This window comes from Pseudomonas sp. 22526, from assembly GCF_052044735.1.
GTDB classification, from domain to species: domain Bacteria; phylum Pseudomonadota; class Gammaproteobacteria; order Pseudomonadales; family Pseudomonadaceae; genus Aquipseudomonas; species Aquipseudomonas piscium.
The window spans coordinates 20,586-43,179 of the sequence record NZ_JBQENK010000002.1; the positions used below are offsets into that span (position 1 = coordinate 20,586).

27 protein-coding genes are annotated in these 22,594 nt (G+C 62.1%); all 27 read right to left on the reverse strand.

The features are described 5' to 3' along the window. Positions 1–26: 26 nt before the first annotated feature. The gene (locus ACTJKT_RS02425; protein WP_440786074.1) at positions 27–563 is read right to left on the reverse strand and encodes a lysis protein; all 537 of its coding nucleotides are present in this window, start codon (positions 561–563) and stop codon (positions 27–29) included. Next, the gene (locus ACTJKT_RS02430) at positions 545–1,108 is read right to left on the reverse strand and encodes a glycoside hydrolase family 19 protein (RefSeq protein ID WP_440786075.1); all 564 of its coding nucleotides are present in this window, start codon (positions 1,106–1,108) and stop codon (positions 545–547) included. Before ACTJKT_RS02430 ends, ACTJKT_RS02425 begins: the two co-directional genes overlap by 19 nt. 45 nt (positions 1,109–1,153) lie before the next feature. Continuing rightward, on the reverse strand, positions 1,154–1,804 hold the full coding sequence (locus tag ACTJKT_RS02435; protein WP_440786076.1) for a phage tail assembly chaperone: 651 nt from the start codon (positions 1,802–1,804) through the stop codon (positions 1,154–1,156). 12 nt (positions 1,805–1,816) lie between these two features. Further along, positions 1,817–3,028, reverse strand: a complete 1,212-nt coding sequence (locus ACTJKT_RS02440; protein ID WP_440786077.1) for a carbohydrate-binding protein CenC — start codon at positions 3,026–3,028, stop codon at positions 1,817–1,819. A gap of 73 nt (positions 3,029–3,101) precedes the next feature. Further along, positions 3,102–3,587, reverse strand: coding sequence for a phage tail assembly chaperone (locus ACTJKT_RS02445; protein ID WP_440786078.1), 486 nt, complete (start codon positions 3,585–3,587; stop codon positions 3,102–3,104). Between the two features lie 2 nt (positions 3,588–3,589). Then, complete coding sequence (locus ACTJKT_RS02450) at positions 3,590–4,510, reverse strand: gp53-like domain-containing protein (protein WP_440786340.1); 921 nt, start codon at positions 4,508–4,510, stop codon at positions 3,590–3,592. A gap of 151 nt (positions 4,511–4,661) precedes the next feature. Next, on the reverse strand, positions 4,662–5,087 hold the full coding sequence (locus tag ACTJKT_RS02455) for a phage tail assembly chaperone (RefSeq protein WP_440786079.1): 426 nt from the start codon (positions 5,085–5,087) through the stop codon (positions 4,662–4,664). Further along, positions 5,084–6,244, reverse strand: coding sequence for a phage tail protein (locus tag ACTJKT_RS02460; protein WP_440786080.1), 1,161 nt, complete (start codon positions 6,242–6,244; stop codon positions 5,084–5,086). Before ACTJKT_RS02460 ends, ACTJKT_RS02455 begins: the two co-directional genes overlap by 4 nt. An 11-nt stretch (positions 6,245–6,255) precedes the next feature. Then, complete coding sequence (locus tag ACTJKT_RS02465; protein WP_025806671.1) at positions 6,256–6,855, reverse strand: YmfQ family protein; 600 nt, start codon at positions 6,853–6,855, stop codon at positions 6,256–6,258. Continuing rightward, positions 6,843–7,883 (reverse strand): baseplate J/gp47 family protein, encoded by a 1,041-nt coding sequence (locus ACTJKT_RS02470; RefSeq protein ID WP_440786081.1) that lies wholly within the window; start codon positions 7,881–7,883, stop codon positions 6,843–6,845. Before ACTJKT_RS02470 ends, ACTJKT_RS02465 begins: the two co-directional genes overlap by 13 nt. Continuing rightward, positions 7,873–8,271, reverse strand: coding sequence for a phage GP46 family protein (locus ACTJKT_RS02475; protein WP_440786082.1), 399 nt, complete (start codon positions 8,269–8,271; stop codon positions 7,873–7,875). Before ACTJKT_RS02475 ends, ACTJKT_RS02470 begins: the two co-directional genes overlap by 11 nt. After that, on the reverse strand, positions 8,271–8,780 hold the full coding sequence (locus tag ACTJKT_RS02480; RefSeq protein WP_025806669.1) for a phage baseplate assembly protein V: 510 nt from the start codon (positions 8,778–8,780) through the stop codon (positions 8,271–8,273). The genes ACTJKT_RS02475 and ACTJKT_RS02480 overlap by 1 nt, the downstream gene beginning before the upstream one ends. A 110-nt stretch (positions 8,781–8,890) precedes the next feature. Beyond that, positions 8,891–9,931: a phage baseplate assembly protein gene (locus ACTJKT_RS02485; protein ID WP_440786083.1), complete on the reverse strand. Its 1,041-nt coding sequence runs from the start codon at positions 9,929–9,931 to the stop codon at positions 8,891–8,893. A gap of 3 nt (positions 9,932–9,934) precedes the next feature. Then, on the reverse strand, positions 9,935–11,173 hold the full coding sequence (locus ACTJKT_RS02490) for a DNA circularization protein (RefSeq protein WP_440786084.1): 1,239 nt from the start codon (positions 11,171–11,173) through the stop codon (positions 9,935–9,937). After that, the gene (locus ACTJKT_RS02495; RefSeq protein WP_440786085.1) at positions 11,160–12,914 is read right to left on the reverse strand and encodes a phage tail protein; all 1,755 of its coding nucleotides are present in this window, start codon (positions 12,912–12,914) and stop codon (positions 11,160–11,162) included. The genes ACTJKT_RS02490 and ACTJKT_RS02495 overlap by 14 nt, the downstream gene beginning before the upstream one ends. A gap of 130 nt (positions 12,915–13,044) precedes the next feature. Then, positions 13,045–13,341 (reverse strand): phage tail assembly protein, encoded by a 297-nt coding sequence (locus ACTJKT_RS02500; protein ID WP_007923972.1) that lies wholly within the window; start codon positions 13,339–13,341, stop codon positions 13,045–13,047. Beyond that, entirely contained in the window at positions 13,338–13,685 is a 348-nt protein-coding gene (locus ACTJKT_RS02505) for a phage tail tube protein (RefSeq protein ID WP_007923973.1), read from the reverse strand. The genes ACTJKT_RS02500 and ACTJKT_RS02505 overlap by 4 nt, the downstream gene beginning before the upstream one ends. 66 nt (positions 13,686–13,751) lie before the next feature. After that, positions 13,752–15,248: a phage tail sheath subtilisin-like domain-containing protein gene (locus tag ACTJKT_RS02510; protein WP_440786086.1), complete on the reverse strand. Its 1,497-nt coding sequence runs from the start codon at positions 15,246–15,248 to the stop codon at positions 13,752–13,754. Continuing rightward, a complete protein-coding gene (locus ACTJKT_RS02515) occupies positions 15,248–15,430 on the reverse strand; it encodes a DUF2635 domain-containing protein (RefSeq protein WP_440786087.1) in 183 nt (60 codons plus the stop codon). The genes ACTJKT_RS02510 and ACTJKT_RS02515 overlap by 1 nt, the downstream gene beginning before the upstream one ends. Beyond that, entirely contained in the window at positions 15,427–16,011 is a 585-nt protein-coding gene (locus ACTJKT_RS02520) for a phage tail terminator protein (RefSeq protein WP_440786088.1), read from the reverse strand. The genes ACTJKT_RS02515 and ACTJKT_RS02520 overlap by 4 nt, the downstream gene beginning before the upstream one ends. Before the next feature lie 177 nt (positions 16,012–16,188). Continuing rightward, complete coding sequence (locus tag ACTJKT_RS02525) at positions 16,189–17,208, reverse strand: phage late control D family protein (protein WP_440786089.1); 1,020 nt, start codon at positions 17,206–17,208, stop codon at positions 16,189–16,191. Between the two features lie 9 nt (positions 17,209–17,217). Continuing rightward, complete coding sequence (locus tag ACTJKT_RS02530) at positions 17,218–17,430, reverse strand: tail protein X (RefSeq protein ID WP_440786090.1); 213 nt, start codon at positions 17,428–17,430, stop codon at positions 17,218–17,220. Beyond that, positions 17,423–17,806 carry a phage tail protein gene (locus tag ACTJKT_RS02535; RefSeq protein WP_440786091.1) on the reverse strand — a complete coding sequence of 128 codons (384 nt, stop codon included), beginning with the start codon at positions 17,804–17,806 and terminating at the stop codon, positions 17,423–17,425. The genes ACTJKT_RS02530 and ACTJKT_RS02535 overlap by 8 nt, the downstream gene beginning before the upstream one ends. Then, positions 17,806–20,082, reverse strand: coding sequence for a phage tail tape measure protein (locus ACTJKT_RS02540; RefSeq protein ID WP_440786092.1), 2,277 nt, complete (start codon positions 20,080–20,082; stop codon positions 17,806–17,808). The genes ACTJKT_RS02535 and ACTJKT_RS02540 overlap by 1 nt, the downstream gene beginning before the upstream one ends. A 128-nt stretch (positions 20,083–20,210) precedes the next feature. After that, a complete protein-coding gene (locus ACTJKT_RS02545) occupies positions 20,211–20,792 on the reverse strand; it encodes a phage tail assembly protein (protein ID WP_440786093.1) in 582 nt (193 codons plus the stop codon). Positions 20,793–20,920: 128 nt separating this feature from the next. Then, positions 20,921–21,427 (reverse strand): phage major tail tube protein, encoded by a 507-nt coding sequence (locus ACTJKT_RS02550; RefSeq protein WP_440786094.1) that lies wholly within the window; start codon positions 21,425–21,427, stop codon positions 20,921–20,923. Beyond that, positions 21,427–22,593 (reverse strand): phage tail protein, encoded by a 1,167-nt coding sequence (locus ACTJKT_RS02555; RefSeq protein WP_124372970.1) that lies wholly within the window; start codon positions 22,591–22,593, stop codon positions 21,427–21,429. Before ACTJKT_RS02555 ends, ACTJKT_RS02550 begins: the two co-directional genes overlap by 1 nt. Between the last annotated feature and the right edge of the window lies 1 nt (position 22,594).

Consider the following 22,594-nt stretch of genomic DNA (forward strand, 5'->3'; position numbering starts at 1 on the left):
GCAAGGCGCGCAGCGGATCAAAATGTTTAACGGCCCAGCGCCCTGACATAGGCCTGACACGCCTGCAGGGCGATCAGTCCCCGGTCGCCGGCATCGGTGATGGCGACAATTCGTTGAGCATGCGCCGGGTCAAGTCGGGCTCGCGGGGCTCCATGAACCAGGCCGCCGGTGGCGGGGGTGGCAGGCACTGTGCAGCCGGCGGCGCTGTCATGGGTGTCGAGGAGGACTGACAGGCGCAGATCAGCAGTGGCAAGACGGTCGCGCAGGCGACCTTGATCACGTTGTGCATCGCTCAAGGCTCGATAGTGGGTTTGATCGCTGGCTTGCAGCTGTTGCTCCAGGGCCAGGCGTTTGTCCTGCTCGCCCCGCTGCCGGGCAGCCGCCGCCAGGTTCAGCTGATTCAGCGCTTCACCGTGCAGCCTGGCCTGTTCCGCCAGTTGCCGGCCAAAGCGCCAATCCTGGACCTGCCAGGCCAGCGTCCCGGCCACGCCGGCCACCACGGCCAGCAGCGCAACGACAGCCATTGCCCGGTAAGACAGAGGCATCAGGCCGAAGGCTGGCATAACACCTCCCGCGCCCGTGCCCAGAGCTGCAGACGATCCTCCAGCCCGTTCAAACCGCCGTTGATCCGCCGGGTAATGCTGTTGAACTGGTCGCGGTCGGCCAGTTCGTTAAGGCCGTTCTGCTGCCAGAACCAGGCGGCCGACTCGGCGGCCCACTGCGGCTGCTCCAGCAATTCCGGCAACGCCAGCAAACGTTCGTCGCCAAACAGTCCGAGGCTGCATTGCCGGTAATTGTTGCGCCCGGTGACCTGGATCAGGCCACGGCCACGGTATTTCTGGCCGTCGCCATCGGCCTCCGGGGTATTGCCCAGACGGGCCGCCAGGCTGCCGGTGTCGTATTTGCTCAGGTACTGGTCATTACCCAGCTCCCGCACATAACGCAACTGCCCCGACTCATGACCGATCTGTGCGAGGAAGGCGGCCATGCGCTTGGGTGTGTTGATATAGCGGTGCGCCATGGCGGTGTTAAGCGCAGAAACAAAAACGCCCGCTTGGGAGCGGGCGTTGGGCATGATGCGTTGAATCATTTCAAGGGTGACAGGCATTTCACTCCATCTCCTCTGTATCGAGGACGCTCAGAACAGACAGGGTCATTTATGCTCCTGCAGAACAGGTTCAAGCCAACCTGGCTCGACAGGCCGATACTCGGCGTTCGGAAAGTCGGCGGCCGAAGGCCAATCCCGCAATCCCTGTCGATAGGCCAGCAGCTCCTTGAATTGCTCGGTACTCAGCGTCGTACCTTCGCCCATGTCCATTTCTTCGTTATCGCGAATAACCAGCCACTGAGTGGACTCCAGCATCTTGCTGCGCCATGCCCGCTCAATCGCCTCGGCTTTCCGCACAGAAGCGCCTGCTGTCGATACAGCAAGAGCAGAAACCAAACCGATATTGAGAGACGGTCTTGCGACAACAGAAGGAAAATCTGAGGACTCCGGCCAGCTACGCAAAGCCCGGCGGTAGGCTTGTAAGCTCTCATAGTCAGCAGTTGAGATCGTTGTATCGCCCCCAGCCTCCAATTCATCACGATGCCTCGCGACAAGGCCATCAGTTTGTAGAAGCTGCGAGTCACGCCAGACACGCTCAGCCCCGTCCGACTCAGTATTGATCGTGATCGCTTGCGGCTCTCCTCCATAACTCAGCCATTGCAAGTAGGCAGCCCAATCGCGATTGGCCAAGTCTTCTGGAATAAAAACCGAATCGGCAAGGCGATAGACCCCATTAGCGGTCAGTTGATAGCTCATATGGTTTTATCCCTATAGTTCGGCATCTGCCGTTGCATGGATGTAATAGGTCTGAGGTGCCACTGCCACATCCGAGTTATATACCCAGGCTCCTCGTGTAGAGATTGAATAGGGACGCGCATTGCCGGACGAAATCGCGTCGCTCCCGGAGCGCCACTGACCAACAGTTCCGCTCTGCGAGATCCTGTACAAGGCAATGCTGGGAGTCGTTCTTTTTTCCACCTTGAAAGACCACTGTGCCAAGGGTTGGGAAAAAGAGCCTATCTGCCCCTCCATGACGATAGATATGAGAGCTCCAGCAGCAGAGCTTGATGTATCGCCTGGCTGAACGTCCTGTCTGAGTGTTTTCTCGTAATAACGTTGACAGAGCATCAATTCTTCGGCGGGAGTTCTCAATTCAAAAGGCGTTGAGACCACGCCCTCTTCAAGTTGAACTTGCGCCAGATCGATGGTTTGCAGGACATTCAATGGCAGATCGAAGGCCAGCCTAAGAGAGTCGTTCTCCGCGCCGCCCAGGACTTTTCCGGCAATCGATGGAATCTTCACAGTCGCTGTATAACGCGCCCATGTAGTGGTCAGTTTAAACACTCCCACAGTCGTGACCACAGACTCAGAACCGCCACCAAAAGACTGGGTCACCGTCACCGTGATATTTCTCTCTGCATCGGCTTTCGCCCAGAAAGTCACGGTTGCCAGCTTTCCGGCTAGAGTTCTGACAGACTCAATATATTGTGAAATCTTATGTGTATTTGCCCCAGCACCGGCCGTGACTTGCTGCCAACGTAAAAAGAATCGCGGTTCATTGGGAACTTCTGTTTGTCCCAGAGTAAAGCTCTGACGCGAAATATTGACTCCAGCATTGCCATTCCAGTCACAACGAAACCGATCTGCAACATACCCTCCAATATTGGTCCCCTGGTTAGCAGAGCCGCGCTGCCAAATATCGAAGTTCCCATTAATCACATGGTTCTTTCGATAGACCTGAACCGGAAATGCTTGCAACGGATCCAGCTTGGCAAGCTCTTTGATGGCCAGCGTCAGTTGATTGTTCTGATCCTCCACAGGAGAAATTCCTGCCGCATCGATTGCATTAACAATCTCTTGGGTGACCGCATTCCCCCAACTCGCGGGGATCAGAGATCCTGGCGTTCCAGCGATCGGATTTTCATCGACAAACTTTCCGTTTACCAAACCGGCACTAGGTACACTCTTTGGGTAGTCCACTGTCTAGCCCTCATACAAAATTAAACATAAAAAACTTCAGCGTTCGGCAAAGCCCAACACAGAACCGACAAACTCAAACGGACTCGGTCACCTGCACCGGCTTTCTCACCCTCTTTCTTTTCACCGTCGCCCCTGTAGTGCCGGAAGTCATTCTCAGCACGGGCCGATCTGTGACGGCAGGAAACTTTCGGGACTTTGGCCAACTGCGCAAATCACAACGGTAGGTTTGTAAAGCGCTGTAGTCCGCATCGGACAAAGTAGTGGCGGCTTGAGACTCAAGCTCGTCACGATGCCTGGCGACCAGCGCATCGGTCTTGAGCAACTCCGAGTCACGCCAGACGCGCTCAATCGAAATCAACAGCTCCGGCGATGGGCCAGGAGGGTCCACAAGAATAGGAGCGCCATTGTCATTGGCCGCAATAAGCTTGCCCACACCCTGCCCAGCAAAAAGTTCGGCATATTCCGCCTGGCTGATTTCAACCGCACCTTCTGGCGGAGAGTCATTGGAAAATGCGACCACATCAAAACCAAGGGTCTTGGCATAAAAGTAAATCTTCATGACTATCGCCCCCACACAACGATGCGCCCGGTTATCCCCGCGGCAACTCTGATGGTCCCAACTTCGACCGATCGGACACGGGCAACAGCTGTTGAAGTATTTGATGCATTCAAATCAAACGACCAGACCGTAACGTTCGCACCGCCCCAACCTGCGGGATAGCCTTCGTCAGCAATACCTCCCAATATTGCATTGGGAAACTTTATGGGTAGTGACAGGGACATAACGCCATTGGCGTCAGACCCACCTAACACCCATTGTTCAATCAATCCGCTCGGATATTTTTGATATCCCGCTGTCGAAAGCTGAGCCCCATACAGCGCGGAGTATTTAAGACTGGCCGTACCATAAAGGGTCCAGACACCTGACTCCCGAACCAGATTCGCGCTTTCGCCGCTACTCATTACAATGGAATTCAGAAAATTCCCTTGCGGACTGATTTGCGCCCCACTCTTGCTAGCAATCGTAACCACCGCACTATTACGACAATGCAAACTGATCATCGCGCCACTTGGAACAGTCGAAACATCCGGCAGGGTGACGGTATAACCGGTGGTCCCACCGAGGCCGATCGAACAACCGACATCGGCAAGGGTCAGTTGCGTGCTTTCCGATATTCCTCGAGCGCTGGAGTAATTACCCAGCGCGCGCTGTACAAACTCCGGAGTAGCAACCGAACGACTCACGTCAAAGCGCGGAGGCGTAGAAAAGAGCGTTGAACTGCGTAATGCACCCAGCAGTTGATCATTCGCCCCCTCGTCCGGCGTCATACCTGCCGCCTGAACTACACCGAGAACCTCTTGGGTAACGCTATTCCCCCAACTTGCCGGAATAAGCGAACCTGGCGTGCCGGCTAGTGGGTCTTCATCAACAAACCTTCCATTCACCAACCCTACACTGGGCACACTCTTTGGGTAATCCAATGTCTTGCTCCTGATAACTTCTTTATTAGCCAACTCACTGGCCGGCACCCTAAAGAACCCTGCATAGGCCAACCAAACACCCTCTTGATTTGGGTGTCGGAGTTCATTGACTGCAGGTGATCTGTTTAAAGGAAATACGGCGCTCAATCCGTTAGCTGAACTGAAGAATGTTCCCTAACGAAGCTGGAACGAGGGGACGCTCAGTGGCCAAGGGAAACCTCGTGATGAGGGGCCAGTCGCGCAGTGCTTGCCGATATTCAAGGAGCTCCAGGTATTGCTTGGCCGTAAGCGTCGTCACACGTCCCAGTTCCTGTTCATCGCGATGACGGGCCAACAGCCATTGAGTCTCCGTTAAAACGGATTGACGCCATTTACGCTCCTGGATTGCCGAGTCCTCTACGGGGTCTTCGATGATCGCTACCGAGGTTTCTGTCGGCTCGGCTATTACCGCCTTCCCTGGAGAAGTTTCTGCCAGTTGGACAAGCCGCCATTGAGCACCGTCCCACTCATGCTCGGGCGATGGCTGAACAGGCCGCATTTCACCTTCAAACTGATGCATCTCTTGAATGACTCTCATCGAATCAGCTCCCAGGACAGTTGAACGTTGACGGCATTGGAAAAGTTGACGGCAATACCAGCGCTATAGTCGGTAATCGGGTGGGTCTTGATGCCCATGCTCATCAACAACTCGTCGCTTTCGGCGTTATTGGCGCCCAGCAGGTGCTCCGCCTGGTAAGACTGCCAAAGGGACCGCAACTGGGTGTGATCGAAGCTGGCGGTCAGTGAGGTGACCGTCACATCGCCCACCACGTTGTTGGTGAACAGGATGCAAGGGGTCGGATTGGCAGGATCTGTCCAGCCGCTCGCATGGTTCGAGCTGATGGTGGAAACCGGTGACAGGAAGCAATAGTTAGCGCCCAGCCAGCCAACCTGAGGGAACGACATCGAAGTAACGGCGCCGGCGGAGGGCGTCGGGTTGCCCGCGATCAAGCGCGCAGCGCGGGCATGCGGATCGAGGGGCAGGAAGATGGCACCCGAACCATTCAAGGTCTGACTCCAGCTCAGGCGTGCCCGGTTGTAGATCTGGCGCACGACGGGCGCCGTACCGGGTGCACCAGTGACTACCCAGGCCAGGCACATGTCCAGCGGCGTCGACTGAAAGCCGCCACCGGCGCTGCCATTGACGACGCCTTTAAGCGAGTCGGGAGGCGTGTCATAGAGGGTTCCGCGCTGCATGTAAAACGTCAGGGCACCACCTATCACCTGTGCCCTGAGGAAATACCCCGAGCTGGGTAGCAGCTCCGCGCTGCTCCAGGCACTGGTCATGAAGGTGCGTGAGCGGCCCAATTGGCCGGCCACCACTTCCTGGCCGATGCTGATATACACGCCAGCAGGAATAGACACCTTGCCGCCGCTGGTCGAAACCGCGGTCGGCGTCACTGCCAGGCGGGCATCGGCCGTCGCCACGGTCGGCAATGCCAAGGCATTGAGCGGCAATGCCAGGTCCTGATTCCAGCCTTTGGCGGCGACTGCCTGGATCGCTTGCAGCAGTTGGTCAGTCTTCACCTCGTTCGGCGTCAGTTCAGCCGCCTTGATGACGTTGAGAATTTCCTGGGTCACCCCATTGCCCCAGTCCGCCGGAATCAGCGAGCCCGGGGTGCCGGTCAGCGGGTTCTCATCGACAAACTGCCCATTCACCAACCCGGCACTGGGCACACTCTTCGGATAATCCATCGGTCTATCCCCTAGTCATAATTGATGTGCACCCGCGTATGGGCCGGTGCGCTGCGGTGGATCTGGCATTCCAGGGCCGAGCCCGGGTTCATGCCGAAGCGTTCGCCCCAGTAGCTGGCGTTGAAACGCCGGCCCAGGAGCAGTCGTCCACCGGTGTTGAGCGTCCACATGAATTGCGCCTGCCAGGTGCCGAAATGCGCCTGGCCAAACCGTGCACGGCCCATGCGGGGGGCTTCGTGCTCGGTGATGGTGGCGTTGGGGTAACCCTGGCTGCGGGCGATCTCGACGTAGTAGGCGAGCGCCTGACTGCCGACGGCCAGCAGCCGCCGGCGCACGGCCAGGCGGCGGTCGTCGAATAGCGGGGTCGCACCCAGGCAGGGGTCGGGCAGGTTCATCACCCGCTCCCAGTCCGGCACCAGTTCGCTGGCGCCAGCAGGGTCCATTTCGTTGAGCAGGTCGGCGGCGCGGGCGTCGAGGCGGGCCAGTTCCTGGGAGACGCCTTCGAGCACCTCCTCGAGTTCCGGCACCCGCTCCGGGTCCCAGGCCGGGCCGCTGGGCAGCAGGCTGCGCAGTTGGCTCTGGTATTGCGCGGCGGTTCTTACTCCAGCCATACGCAACCTCCGAACGTCAGCAACTGGTTACTGGCGGCGGGGACATCCGCGGCCGGCACGCTGAGCCGGTGATCGTTCTCGCCGGCGGCACTGCTGATAGCCTCGCGGATATGGCTGATCAACAAGGTGTCGCCCAGGCCGGCCTCGCGGTTGTGCAGATCGCGCAACTGGGCCTCGACCGCCGCGCGCACCGCGCTGGTGTCCGGCGACAGCCGCAGGCTGTAGGTCACGGGCGACTGCTGCGGCGCCAGCACATGCAATTCGGCCGTCACCGGGCGCAGCGGTTCGATGTAGGCCTGGACCTCCGCCAGTTGCTCGGCATTCGGGATAGGTTGCGCATCGTCGTCACGCATCACGAACAGCCCCACGGTGCCCGGCCCCAGGTAGCTGCCACGGCACCAGGCGCGGGTAATCCCCGGGCACTCCAGCGCCCAGGTTTCATAGTCCTGGGCCGAGCCGCCGTGAGGGATGATGCGGTAGGAGCGGATCACCCGCGCGCGCAGCGATTCCAGGCTTTCTGCGGCGACGCCGCCGCTCAGGCCGGGGGCGAGCACGGTGAAGCTGTTGCCGACGCCCTGGATGGGTTGCACCGGGATCAGCTCCAGGCCGGCCTCGGCGTTGCCCAGGGTGCCGGCGTCGAGGGCCTGGACGGTGGTGCTGTTGTTGCCGGCGCTGGTGGTGCGGGCGGCGGTGACTTTATAGGTGCGGCCGTCGCTGGCCTGCAGCAGGGTATCGACGTCCAGCACCGCGCCTGCCGCGGCGCTGAAGCTCACCGAACCGCTGGCCGCCTGGGCGGCCTTGCGTGGCTGGTTGAGGCGCAGCGCGGCGATGCGCTCCAGGGTCGACTCGTCGGCCTTGTCCGGCAGGATTTGATCGGCGATCCAGTCCAGGTAGCCGTAGAGGCCATAGGCGGCGCCACCGAGGGCGCGGGCCAGCACTTGCGCATCGGACTGGCGCAGCGCATCGCTGGCCAGGTCGCTTTGGGTGCGCTTGATCAGCACCGGCAGCGAAGGAGTATCAAAGGGCATAGGTCACCTGCCAACTGTTATCGGGGTTGATGTCCAGGCGTTCACCGCTGGCCAGGACCAGCGTCGTGCGCAGGTTCAGGCGCTGGTCGTCGAGACGTTCGCTGATGATCTCGACCGCACGGCAATGGCCATCGTCGATCAGCCATTGCAGGGCTTCGCGGGCATAGAACTCGGCGTCGAGCTGGGTCTGGCGGGTGAGCTTGACTCGGCGCAGCAGCCACAGCCGCGAGCCGATGCGGTCGTCGGCCACGGTGGGAAAACTGTCGCCCCACCAACCGAAGCGCTCCTCGTCATCCAGCGGGTCGTCGTCCGCCGCACGGCGCCAGGTGAACAGGCTGATCAGCACGGAACGGGTCAGTGCGCGGTGCAGGTCTTGGCTGATAAACATCATTGGCCTCCCGCCGGCGCGCCGGTCTGCCCACTACCGGACTGCACGCCGCCATGCACATGCTTGATCTGGCTGATGCCGCCAGCGACCTGGTCGCCCTGGGAGACGATCTTGCCGGTCTGGGTCAGGGTCGGGGTGTCGATGTGCACCGCGCTGCTGGCGCGGATATTGAGCGTGGCGGTCTCGATGTCGATGATCCGCCCGCGCTTGAAATGAATCTTGTCGCCTTCGTCGGTGTAGATCGCCACTTCACCAGGGGCCAGGGCCTTGAGGCGAAAACGGCGGTCGGCGACCACCAGCACCACGGCATGGGAGCGGTCGCCGCCGAGAAAGGTGGCGATGCCTTCGGCGCCGGCCAGCGGATTGCTGGTGAAGCCGTAAGGTTCGAAGTGCTCCATGTCGTCGTTCACTTCGCCGGCGGTCAGGCGCATTTGCAGCGATTGCAGTTTGTTGGCCGAGTTGGCGAGCACGACGGTGCCGCGCGCCAACAGGCGTGTCAGTAGGCTCATGGTTTTTCCTTGACCTCTGTAGGAGCGAGCTTGCTCGCGATGGAGGCGGCACGGGGTGTCAGGCGGAGCGCTATCGCNCTCGCTCCTACACATGCATAAGGGGAACGACGTCAGGTTTTGGGTGGCACGGGGCTGGCGTCGAAGGTATGAGGCGGCGCCACCTGCAGGGTGGTGATCGAGCCCTGCTCGGAGAGCGAATAGGTGACCTTGGAAATCAGCAGGTCCTGGTCGAAGCCCAGCACCGGGTCGATCACCCGCACCAGGGTGTTGTGGCGCCACAGGTCACCGTTGCTCTGGCGCCAGCCCTGCACCTTGTAGGTGCTGGTCAGGGCCTTGCCGGTGCGAATGGCGCTTTCCCAGTCAGCCCGTTGCTGGGCCAGTTCCTGGGTCAGCTGCGCCGGCTCATTGATCACCGTGACCCGCTTGCGCTTGGCCGTGCTGTCGCTGGCCACGCCCGACACTTCGCTGACCGCGGCGCCGCTTTTCTGGTCGTTGCCCTTGTGCTGGCCGATCACCCGGTACTCGGAAAACACCTGGCTGAAGTCCATCGGCGCGCTGGCCGAGAGGATGTTCTTGCCCAGCTCCAGCACATCCACCGCGCGCCCACCGCTGCCCGGCCGGGCCAACAGCACCCGGCCCTCGGCATCGTCGGTGGAGAACACCCGGAACAACGTCAGCAGGCGGTCGATGGACTGGAACACGGTTTCCCCAGGCACGATGCTGTGGCTGCTCAGCCGCGTGGTTTCGGCGATCTCGCTGACCACCCCGACGCCGTAGGACGCGGCCAGGGCCTGGACGATTTTCAGCAGGCTCTGTTCGCGCCATTGGCCGGGCTGGTTGATCGCCGCGCAATCCACCAGGTCCTGGGTCAGGGAACTGCCCTCGATGCTCAGGCCGATCTGCCGACCGTCATAGCTGATCGGCGCCTTGAACACATGGCCGCTGAGCAACAGGTCGGCGCCGATGCGCACCTGGCACTTGGCGCCGGGACGGATGCGCTGGTCCAGGGTCTGCCCCGGCCATTGCCAGGTCACGTCGAGCTTGAAGGTGCGAAACTGCCGCTCCAGGTCGGCGCTGATTTCGACGCTTTTCCAGCCGCCGTAATCCTGGCCGTCCACCGTCAACAGCACCCGGTTATCGAAGTTGCCCATGGGTCACTCCCCCGCCACTTTGACGTTGGTCGGCGGCAGGAAACCGGGATGGGCCACGCCGTTGCGCTGCTGCACTTCGGCCGCCCGGGTGGCATCGCCAAACAGCCGATAGGCGAGCACCACCGTCGGCAGGCTCTGCATCGGGTTCTTGACCACCAGCCGCACGCCGGACGAAGCCACCGCGGTGAGGTGGCCGTAGACCAGCTGGCGCAGGCCGTTGAGTACCTCGTAGTGCAGGGCGTCGGCTTTTTCCGCCGCCTGCCAGATCGCCTCGTTGATCGAGTTGCGCAACGCCAGCACCTCATCGGCCACCGGCACTTCCGCGCGGGTCACCGGCTGGATCGCCTGCTTGGCCAGCGACGGCGTACCGCTGAGCTTGACCGCCGGGGTCGCCACCGGCAGCGACGCCACGGCCTGGGCGATCCGCACCAGCACGGCATCCTGCACCAGGTCCGCCATGGCTTGCGCCGCGGCGGTGGTGTCCTTGCCGGTGGTGAGTTTCGGCGTGTCGATCTTCTTCACCGCCTCGACCTGCTGCGAAACGTTGGCCAGCACGCCGCGATAACCGTTGCGCGCATAGTCCTTGAGGTCCTTGATGTCCCCCAGCAAGCCCTTGAACTCGGCGCTCACTTCCTTGGGCAAATCCTTGATCGCCCGCACCAGCAGGTTGAGATCGCGGTAGGTGTCGATCAGCGGCTTGAGCTCCTGCTCGATGGTCTGGTAGACCTCCTTGAGGCTGTTGCGCAAATCGGCGATGCCGATGCGCGCGGCCTTGACCAGGGTCATGGCCTCCTCGAAGCGGCGCACCGCCGAGCCGATAAGGCTGTCGGCCGACACCAGCAACAGCTGGCGGGTGTTGACCGTGGCGCTGGGGAACTGCAACGGCTGGTCGGGGTAGAACTTCAGGGCGAAGGTCACCAGGCCGCCATCCTGGCGGCTCTGGGTCATCTCGCATTCGCCGACCTTGACCTGCAGGCGCCCCAGCCACGGGTGCACCAGCTCACCGCTGCCCTCCTCCAGCGCCTTGAGCAGCTTGTCACGCTGCTCCAGGCAATCGGCGCCGACAATGAACGCCGTCAGGTCGTGGGTCCGCGCCTGCCGCCCCAGGCTCTCGTAGAACGGCAGGTCACGCTGCGGGTACTCGTGCAACTGGCCCTTGTGGCCGACCGGGGTTTTCGCCTGGTCGACCCAGAACCCGACGCCACGAAACGACGCCGGCAACAAACGATCACGCCAGCTCATTGGAACCTCCTAGCGAAAGTGAGCGGTAGCCGACACGCGACGACAGCGCCACGCCGGGTTGGTTGATTTGCGGCGCGCTGGTACGCAGGCCCGCCGGGGCGTTTTCGAAGCTCACCGTCAGCCCGCCCTGCAATTGCGTGCGGTTGTTGGCCGCACTCTGTTGCAGCAGCAAGCTGGAGTTCTGTTGCAGAGCACCTGGTGCGAGAGATGCGACCTTGGGCAATTTGCCTGGCAGCACACTCGATGTCTGACCGGGCTCCTCACCACCACCGAAAAACACCGGGGCCAAGGCCCCCCTGTCTTGCTCATTGGTCTTGAGCTGGTGTTCGGTCAGGCTTTCCACTTTCCCGGTGATCTTGGTGATGAAGCCGCCAACGCTTCCGCCCAGCAACTCCTTGATCGGCTCGATGATCGCCTTGAGCTTCTGCCACCAGGTGGAGAACCACTCAGTGATCGGCTCCCAGCTCTTAATGATCTGAGGCAGCGGGGTCCATTCGAAGATCTTATAGAGCGCGGCATACATGATCATCGCCGAGGCCTTGATGCCATCCCAGACACCAGCGAAGAACTCGGTGATCGGTCCCCAGTTGGCAATGATCAGCGGGATGGGCGTCCACGCAAAAATCCCCCGCAGAAACTCCGCCACGGGTACGGCCAAGGCCTGGAGCAAGCCCCAGATAGCCGAAAACAAACCCGTCAATGGGCCCCAGTTGGCTGCAATCAAGGCAATAGGTGTCCAGGAAAACAACTCCTGGAAAAACGCCACCAACGGAGTCGCAGCCGTTTTGATGGTTTGCCAAAGTCCTGCCAGAAACGTCGAGATCGGCGCCCAGTTGGCTACGATCGCGCCCATTGGTGTGAGGCTGAAGGTAAACTTCAAGACTTCGATGACGCCACCGGCCACCGTTTTTATCGCCGAGAAGATATCCCCGAAAGCAGCACTGACCGGCCCCCAGTTGTTCGCAACCTGCCCCAGCGGGGTGAACGCGAACAGGGTCTTGAAGAAGTCCGCCATGGGTACAAGCACGGGTCGAATGCCCTGCCACAGCCTCCTGAAAAAACCAGAAAGCGGTGCCCAGTTTGCAACGATCAATCCCGCAGCCAAGGCTATCCCTGCAGCCACCAAGCCGACGGGAGAAGTCAATGCGGCCAGTACGACCGCCATCGCTGTTGCCGCCGAGGTCACGACGGTAAAAGCCACCGCAGCGGCGGCCAGCCCCTCGACCAGTGCCGGATTGTTCGCCACGAACTGTCCGACCGAGGTCAACAGCGGTTGCAACTCGACGACGATTTTGTTGACCGCCGGTAGCAGGGCCTGCCCGACCTTCAGAGAAACGGCATCCAGCGATTCACTGAAATTTTTGAGGTTGATGGCCGTGGTGCCTCGAACCACATCCGGTACCTCAAGCTTTTGAGCCTTGAGATTGGCCGCCACCAGTTCATCCTCGGCCTTTATCGCCGACTTGATGCCCTTCACAAACGGAGCGACCAACCCGGTGCCTTCCATCAGGCTGGCAAAGTTCAGCTTGTCGAGGCCGTTGTCCTCCAGGTCCTTTTTGAAACCGGCGATCTTGCCGCGAATGCCGGTGATTTCCTTGTCCAGCTTTTCGGCACCTTTGGCGACCACCACCATGTCGGTCGTGGCTTCGACAGCTGGCCCATTTTCAAGCTTCTGAGGTTTTGGAGTTTCCTCGGCTTTGGCAGCCTTCACCTGCTTTGCTTTACTCGTTTTTTTCGCCATCACTGCACCTGCTGCATCGCATTGATCCGTTGCGCGTGCTCCAGGGACTCCCGGAGCACATCCAGTGGCCTGGCCATCATCTGTTCGGGGTCAACCTTCCAGAACCAGGCCAGGTCATAGGCAACCGCGATCAGGTCGCTGATGGCTCCGATGCCGCACTCATGAAAAAACTCGCGACCGCCCAGCTCAGGGCGTTGAGGTCAGCCAGGTCCAGCTGGTTGACCGAGGACGGAGGGATGCCGGCACAGACCGCGATGTACTTGGCCGCGACGTCCATGTCGAGGCTGACTTCTTCGCTCTTGTCGATCTTGTACGGCAGCGCCTTGATCGCCCGCACTTCCTGCACCGTCGGGCGGCGCAGGGTCAGTTCGGTCAGCGGTTCGCCGTGGGCTTCGATGGCCACACGCAGCTTTACGCTATCGCTCATTGCCAGGTCCCCTTGATGCCTTCGAACTTCAGTTCGATGCTCGCGTCGTCACCCTTGGAAACCGGCTCTTCCACCAGGTAGGCGCCGGCCAGGACGTAGACCTTGCCGTTGCTGAACTCGCAGGTGACGGTCATGTCGGAACCGGCCACCAGCTGCTTGAGCGGGAAGTCCGGGGTGTGCAGCGCCGTGACCTTGAAGGACGGGGCAATGTCGGTTTCCTTGTAGAAACCCGGCACGATGGTTTCCCGTTTCACGGACATCAGCGGCGCTTCGCAGCCGCCGTTGATGGTCAGTTGAGCGCCGTCCACTTTGACGTAGCAGGTGCCCGCAATCAGTTGACCCATGGTGTTTCTCCCAAAAAATGAGCCCGCGCGAGGCGGGCTGGAAAAGCGCAGTGAAAGAGGCTCGGCTTAGGCCGCCGCGTCGTACTGCAGACGGAATTGGTTGAGCAGCGCGAACACTCGCAGGCCGTTGATGTAGTCCGGCGGGAACAGCACGTTGACCCGGCTCGGGTCCTGGCTGTCGCGCTCGACGATCAGGTGCTCGGCGAACAGCTCGGCGTTCTCCACGTGGCCTTCCAGTTCCAGCTTGGCGTACTGGGCGATCAGCTCGCCGCGGATGGTGCTCGGGGTCACGATCGGCTGGCCGGCGCCGAAGCGGGTACCGTCGGCGGCCAGCTTGTGGCGCCCGTACTTGCTGGTGATCACGCTTTGCAGGCGGCGCACGATAAAGGCCGACTGGTGCATGGTTTCGCTGTCCAGGTAGGAGTTGTCGGCCTGGCCGTAGGCGTTCTTCTGGTAGGTGGTGATCGAACGCTGGATGCGCACGTAACCGCCTTCGTAGTAAGCGGTGGCGATGCCGTAGCTGAGCAGCGACTGACGCTCGGTCAGGGTGAAACGCTCGCTGGCCGGTGCCGGATCAACACCCGGCAGGCTGCCGCTCTGGGTCGGACGGCTGGCATCGGCGGAGATGAACACCGAAGTGCGCGCGGCCAGTGCGGCGGCTTGCACCCAGAACGGCTGCGGTACGCCCGGCTCCAGGGCCTGGATGGTGATGTGCTGGTCGTTGCGCGTCTGACCGGCCGCCACCAGGGTGCCGACGGTGCCGCGCTTGGCGCTGTAGACGTGACCGAACAGTTGCTTGGCCCAGGACCAGCGACCGGTGCTGTCGTCCATGACGGCTTGCCAGGCGTTGAGGGTCGCGGTGTCGGTCCACGGCATGCAGATGAACTCGAAAGGTTCATCGCCCAGGGCCGCCAGGGCAGCGACCTGATCCGGCACGCCAGCGCCGCCGGCCATTTTGCCGACAGTCACGCTCAGGCCAGCCGGGGTTTCTTCGCCATTGCTCTTGCCCAGGCGGTTGAGCTGCAGGCTGATGTCGTTGGCACTGTCGCCGGTCCACTTGGCGGTCAGGGTCAGGGTGCCTTCGACCGCGGCGGCGCTCACCGGCAGGTCGGCGGCGGCATTGATTTTCAGCGCCAGCGCGCTGGCTGCCTGAGCCGCGGTGGCGGCATTGACGATGGCGGCCTGAACCCGCACACCACCGACATACAGGTTGAGCACGCCGCTTTCGCTGGCGGCGCCGGTGAACTTCAGCTCGGCCTTGGCCACGCTGCCTTCGACGTTGTGCAGCGGCAGGCACCAGATCTCACCGATCGGGTCGGTCTTGCGCCAGGTCTCGTACATGGAGGCGAGCATCGAGCCCTGACCGCCAATGCTCTTGGCCAGCGCGACGCTGGACACCAGCACCAGCTTGCCGGTTTCGGCAGGCGCGACGTTGTCGTTGACCTGGGCCACGATCAGTCGGCGCATGGCCGAAGAAGCGCTATTGGCCGCCGAATTGTCCATCTCGGCGTAGAACAGCGGCACACGAATGTCCGCCGGAATATTGCTGAATCCGATCGCCATTATTTGGCTCCTTGTAGTTTGGCCGACTTCGCAGCCTTGAGGGTGATATCGCCATCGGCCAGACGCCGGCGCCACCAGGCGTTGTCGTCGACTTCACGGCCTTCGAGGGGCAGCAGGTCGCCGGCTTCGGGGTCCGGCACGGCGCGGCCCGCGGCCGGCAGCACAGTGATGCGGTTGCTCATTGCGTTACGTCTCCAGAGAAAGTCAGTTCCAGGCGCCCGTCGGGCCCCGGGTGTTTCAGGTTGGGGTCCGCCGGATCGATGGCATCGACCCGCACCGTGACCCCGGTAAAGGACGGCAAGCCGTCCAGTTCACGCTCACGCCAGGTTTCCGCCGGCTGGCTGGCCAGGTTGCGTCCCAGCTGGAACTCGGCGAAAAAGCGCAGCTGATAGAACAACCGCGTGGCGCTGAGCGAAACCAGCTCGCCACCGTCGTACTCGATCGGGTTGTAGTCCGCGCCCGGCTTGAACCCCACCAGCGCCCGCCACAACTCGGCACGCAGATTCTCCAGTTGCTCCAGGGCCTGCCGGCCATCGCTGGCGTCCAGTACCAGGGTGATCACAAAGCGGTCACGGATGGCCTGGCGGGTAACGTTCTGCCCGGTGCTCGGGCTGGCCAGATCGGCGAGCGGCGTCACATGGGCACTGGGGGTGGGCAACGCGGTATTGCTTTGCAGCAGCGCGAGATCGACGCCGACGGCCGCCTGATTGGCCAGGCCGGGGCAGTGATCGCGCAGCTGCGTGAGGATCGGAGTGATCTTCATGAAGAAGCTCCAGAATCGAATGAGATAAAAAACCGAGGGCTACCCGACAGCCCTTGGCGGATGCGCAAAGGGCGAACACTCCCCTCCCCCCATATGCGCTTGAGCTTTATCAGGGGGGGTGACAGGGAGGAAGGTTGCGGACGGCCAGAGATCAGGCCGCCCTTGGGCCGGGCACACTCAGTCCGGCTGAGGCTCCAGGCATTTGGCCGAGATGGTGCAGCGGTAGCCCTGGGTGCGGGTGCCGCTGGAGGTCACCTTCTTGATCGACCAGCGTCCCCGCATGAAGCCGGGCCAGGTATCGTCGAGCAGCACCAGCCCCTCGGCCGACAACGCCGGGTTGCCAGGACATTCGATCTGGATATTGCGCGCTTCACGCTCCTGCCTGCGCATCTCGCTGATAGCCGCGGCCAGGGCCTGCTGCTCGCTGGCCCGGCGTTTGGGCAGTTTGTTGAAGGGCGCGGTACCGACTTGGACCACCCGCTCCTTGGCGGCGGCGCTGTCCCACCAGGTGCTTTGGCAGCCCTGGAATTTCGAGCGGCTTTCCTCGTCGACCTTGGCCGAGATGAAGGCCGAATCCCCCGGCCGGTTATCCCGGGTCACCGACAAACGCACGTCCGGCAGCGCCTGGCCCGACAGGGATTTGACCTGGCCGCTGCGGGCCAGCACATACAGGCCGTTCACCGGTTTGGTCACCGCGCCGTACTCCCTGGCCAGGCGTGTCAGAAAACTCATGTCGGTTTCGTTGGACTGATCGACATGAGCGATAGCAACCCCATCGAGCTCCGGCGCTACTCGCGGCGAAAACCCGTGTCGGGTGACCAGTTGCCGAAACAACGCACCAAGAGTGATCGGCCCGTAGCTGGCCGATCGGCGACGCCTGAAACCCGTCTCATCGCTCTCCTTGAACGGCGCGGCCGTGGCCACCAGCACCAGGCGCATCGGGTACAGAAAGGGTGTGCGTCGGACAATGATGAATTGCCCCTTGTCCACCATACCCGACTCCAGGTAACCGACCCGCAGGCCGATGCGGCCGCCCAGGCTGGGCAGCCCGTCGAGCCCTTCGGTATCGAGGGTCAGGGTCAGTTGATCGGATTCGATCCCGGCCGCATCGATGTGCTGCCATTGCACCAGGCGCTCATTGAGCAGCGCCGCGTTGGCGCCGTAGATCTCTACCGACGGCGTAAATCCAAGTGCCATGTCGCCTCCTTAATCCCAGGCCGATACCGGCGTCGCGAGTACCGGCCGGGTTTCCAGCTCGGGCAGTCTCACCCAGAGCCCCGCCGGCAGCACCGGCCCGTGCTCGGCCAGCCCGGGGTTGAGCCGCCAGAGCGCTTCCTCGGCGGCATCGTCGCTGCGTCCAAGCTCGCGGTAGAGCAACAGGTTCACCGAATCGCCGGCAATGCTTCTGACCTTACGCATTGATGAACTCCGTCAGTTCTATGACCCAGTCGTTGACCATCGCCGTGCCGTCATCGATCACGTAGCTTTGGCTCTCGGACACACTGTCGATTCGCCACAGGCCCCAGTTGCGGCCGATGCCATCGACCAGCGGCAGCGGCACCCGCAACGCCTGCAAGGCACGCAACTCATCGAGCCGCGTCATGGCGATCGCACGCATGGACTTGCCAGTGATTGTCAGTCCTTGCAGGCCCTGACCGGTCTGGCTGGATTTAGGCTTGCTGGTGAGAATCTCCAGGCTCACCCAACCACCACCCGACTTGCGCACCAGGGAGCTGTAAGCGAACCCCCGCGACTGACCGAAAATAAAACTGCCCAGCACCATTTGCTGTCGCATCAAACACCTCCATCGCTCAAGGCGGCACCGCGTCTTACCGCGAGTGGATCGGTCATCATCAGGGGTATGAACTGCGCCCTGAGCTGTTGCAGCACGAGGTCGGCAATGTGCTGGGAGCTGGCCTGATCGGGCCCGCTGATCTGAATGACCGGGGCGAAAGTGATCGGCTGGTTGACTGCCTGACCGGCACCCGCCGGGTTCACCGGCTGGGTGCCCACGAGGCCGTTCTTGACCTGCTCCGGCGAGCTGAGGCGATCGACCAGGGCACCGAGTTTGTCGCCCAGGCTGGCGCCGTAGTCACCGCCATAATAGCCGCCGAACAGTCCACCGACGGCCGCACCGAGAGCCGTTCCGATGATGGGAACGACACTGCCGATCGCCCCGCCGAAGGCAGCCCCCGCGGAAGCCCCCGCCCAGCCGCCACCAGCGGTTCCCAGGCCAGAAGCGAGCATCCGGGTATCGCCGGTCACCAGGCCTTCGGCGACATCCACCGCGGCGCCGAGGTACTTCGCCGGCCCTGGAGCCCTGCGGCTCAGGGAACGAACCGAGGCCTGTGGTCCGGCCAGACCGAGGGCAAAGGACGAACCTGCACCTGGAGCAACGACCGTGGCTTTCAGCGCGTTCTGGGCAGCCTGTCTTTTAGCGGCCCTCTTTGCGGCCTTGCCTTTGGAACGTTGTTCCTGCGGAACATCGATGCTCGGACCGCTCGGGGTACTCGGAGCACTTGGACCGCCCGAAGGACCTGGAGCGCCGGGCTGGCGAGCGCCTGAACCGTCAAGGATGCGCTTGGCGCCGCGGTTGAACACCTCGTCCACCACCGCCTTGGCCTGCTTGCCGATCAATGGCGCCAGCGCCGCGCCGAGCAGCACGATGGCGGCCGTGACCTTGGGAAAGGTTTCGGCCAGTTCGCTAAGGCCATCCACCAGCTCGCCAAGAGGAGCAAGCGTACTGTCGGCTACCGGTGCCAACGCGTTGCCCGCGGCAGTGGTCAGCCGCTCGGTGCGCGCCTCGAAGCGGTTCCAGGTGGTTTGCTGGGTGTTCGACTGCGCCAATGCAGACTGCCGTACCGAACCCTTGTCACCCAGCTTCGATGTCGCGTATTGGCCTTTGTCGGCCACCAGGGAGAAGGTTTGCTGAACCTCTGGCAGGTTCCGCGACAGGCGCAATGCCGCCTGATCGCCTTCGGCAAACAACGCACCGGCCAGTGTCGAGCGTTTCTCGGCGGGTTGCGCGTTCAAGGCTGCCAATACCGATATCACCGTACCCTGGGCGTTCTCGCGCAACCCGTCGGCGACCGCCCGGGGATCCAGCTTCAGTTCACTCCAGGCGGCTCGCTGAGCCGCGGAAGCCTGCTCGCCCTTGCCCAGGGCGGTGACGATGTTATTGAACGCCAGGCCTGCATCGGCCTTCGATGTACCACTGTTGAGCAACGCCGCCGAAAGCGCCGCTGCTTGCTCGGGTGCCAACTTGGCCGAGGCCGCTGCGCCACCATGACGCTGGAGGATGGCGCCGATATCTGCGGCTTCGGCATCCCCCGGGGCCTTGCCCAGGTGATTGGTCGCATCCGCCAGATCGAGGGCCTGTCTGGCGTCGAGGTTCATCGACGTACGCCAGCCGGCCATCATCTCCCCGGCATCGATGGCCGATACCTTGAATGCCGTTGCAGTAATCGCCGCGGCACCGGCAAAGGTCAGCAACGCCTGTTGCTTGTCTTGCGCAGAGTGCTGATCGCTGCCGATGCCTGCCTTGGCCGCCGCATACTCGACCTTGGCCAGATCGACGGCGGTCGTCCCGCCGGCGGCTATCAGCGGCGTGCTGGCCTTGCGCTGGTTCTCCCGTACCACCTCCGCGCGCCGAGACGGCGAGAGATCAAGTACGCGCCCCAGATCGGCCATCGCCGAATCCATGCTGATCGCAGGCTTGAGCAGGCTCGGCGGCTCGATGCCGCCACCTGCCTTGCCCGCGCTTTTCTGTCCGCCTGCCGACTCCCCCTTGGCGCCAGCCGCCTGGCCGGACACCACCGCCTGCCGCAGGCGTTGCGACGACAGCGTCAGGTTCAGGGAATCGAGGCTGGTCACCAGCAAGCCGATATCGGCGCTGAGGGTATCCAGCGCCTGGCCAAGGTCGGGCAGCCGATCCTTGGACACTGCTGCCAATCCACCCGCCGAGGCGATGCCTGCGGCGGGCGTATTCAGGTCGACCGACCTGGGGTCACCGAACGTCAACCAGCCTTCCTTGACGGCGGTGAACCTGAGCGAAAACTTATCGTCCGCCATCCCGCTCTACTCCTGTTTCACGCCAAGGCGAGTGATCGCGATGTCGTAGCGGCGTAATGCCTTGCCGGCGTCCCACTCCAGGATTTCCGCTTCACTCACCGAGTAAATGAGCGGCACCACATCGAGTATCACTTCGATGTCGCGCTCCGAAAGAAGGCCGCCGGTTTGTTTAAAAAATCGTCGATGCGAACCTGCAGCTGGGTCCAGTCAGGCACCGTCAGCTGGCCAAGGTCGGGAATCATCAGGCCGGTGCAATGGGCAGTGATGAACTCAGCGCGCTCCTTGGCCGTCTTGAGTTTTTTCATCGCTTTGGTCGCCCGCAGCGCTGGCATTTCCAGGGTCAGTGAGGTCACGTCCTGGCCGGCCACGGCAAGCGGCAGCAGCAGTTGCACCTGGTCCGGGTTGTCCTCGTTGACCTGATCCTCGGCCTGATTGAGAAAGTGGGCGGTCGGACGGGTCGACATCTCGTGAACGTACTGCGCAATGCTCACGTAATCCGGTCGTTTGAGCTGATCCAGCTCTTTCACTGACAGGCCGGTCGCCAGCTTGGCCAGCTCGAAGAACTGATCGTCCTCATCGTCGCCGGCGCGGGCCAGCGCTTCTTTCTGCGCGGCGTAGAACAATGGCTTGAGCTGAATCTGCGCGATCTGCGACTCGTCGTCGGCAGTGATCGGGCACAGCAGGACATGGATCGGAGGCGTCCAGGACATGAAGGAATTCCTTGGTAAAGGGTAGGAGCGAGCGTGCTCGCGATAAGGATCGGCCAACGGATGCGATGTCGTTTGTCAGGCCGTCATCGCGAGCGTGCTCGCTCCTAGCAGGAGGGGAGTGTTGCGAGTTAAGGCATCAGTACGGCGCGACGGGCATCACCGAGGATGTCGACGCCGTTGAGCACGAACTTCTGGGTGCGCACGTCGATGTCGATCACAGGCACGCCGTTTTCCAGGCGGTTGTAGGTACGGCAGCTGAGCTCCAGATTAGTCTTGGGCTTTTCACCCATTTTCAGCATCGTCTCTTCCAGGGATTTCAACTTGCCGCCGACCGTGTGGTAGGTGAAGTAGGTGTTGCCATCCTGGTCCTGGCCGGCTTCACGCACATTCAGCAGAATGTCGTCGCCCACGCTCACGCCGAGGGCGAGCATGATTTCCGGACCTACACCCTGGAGGGTCAACTTGGCATTGAGCACCTTGCCGCTCTTGGCCATTTCCTCGCCGATGAAACGCCCGCCACGCATCTCTTCCATTTCGAATTCGATCTTCGGCGGGGTGAACTCTTCCACGGTCGCCGACAACGGCAGGCCTTGCAGGGTGGCCGCGATGGCCTGTCTTACGCGGTTGGTAAACATTAGAGAACATCCTCCAGGAACTGCTCGATGATTTCATCGCGGGCGTTGAGCTGATACACCATGTGCTCGTTCGGCGCGTAGCGGCCGTAGTCGATGACCACGTACCAGGTACCGTTCTTGTACTTCTCGACGCTGTTCAACTCGGGGTGCAGGTACACGCTGCCGCCCGGGATGGTTTCGTCGGCGACCAGGGTCTGCAGCCAGTCGTTGATGCGCTTGACCTCCTGGTCCATGAAGGACTTGGTCAGGTTCTTGGCCATGGCTTTCTGCCCGGCCTTGACCAGCTTGCGGCTGATGGCGTCTTCCAGGCCGACATAGCTGATGAACTTGCCGGTGATGGAGCGGTTACCCAGCAGCGAGAAGCCGCCGAGCACGGTGCGGGCGTAGTAGCTGACGCCGTAGCGGTTGAGCAGGTCGCCTTCGGTCGAGGTGTCGAGGATGTTGTATTCCACAGTGCGCGACACGTCTTCGGCGTAGGTCACCTGGTTGCCCGGGCTCTCCCACTGCTTGACCTTGGCCAGCGCGGCGATGGCCAGGCTCGACGGCGCCAGGAACACGTTCTTCTTGGCCGCCTTGGAGTACACGGCCGGCATGTTGTGCACCACCAGGCAACGGTCGAAACCCAGGTCCGCGCCGCCCAGTTCCTTGCTGTAGGTCACCTGGTCGGCGACCGAGGCGTCCTTGCCATCCAGCACCACACGGGCCTTGATGCGCTTGCCGAAGGAAGCGAACTCACCGGCCACCGCCTTGGTGCCGGTAAAGCCCGGTGCGCCAATGATGGTCAGGTCTTCCGGGACGCTGCCCAGGGCCGCCAGGCCAAGCTTGCGGCCGGTGGTGGCATCGACGCCGCCGATCACGTTGTTGACAGTGTCGGCCGGGGTCGCGCCCTCTTCGACGATCACCACATAAACCGGAACCTTGACCACTTTGAGGATCTGGTACACCGCGTGATACAGGGTGCCTTGCTCGGCGCCGGTCGGGTCCAGCAGCGCCTGGGTGGTGAAGCTGTTGATGCGGAACGGCGCATTGCGCGGAATCAGCGGGTCGGCCTTCGGCGCGGTGCCGACCAGACCGATGACGTTGTCACCCAGGCCACCCATGGCCTCGGGGGATTCGGTGGCATTGACGGTAATGCCGTTGTGCTCGAAGTTCAGAACCTCAGCCATG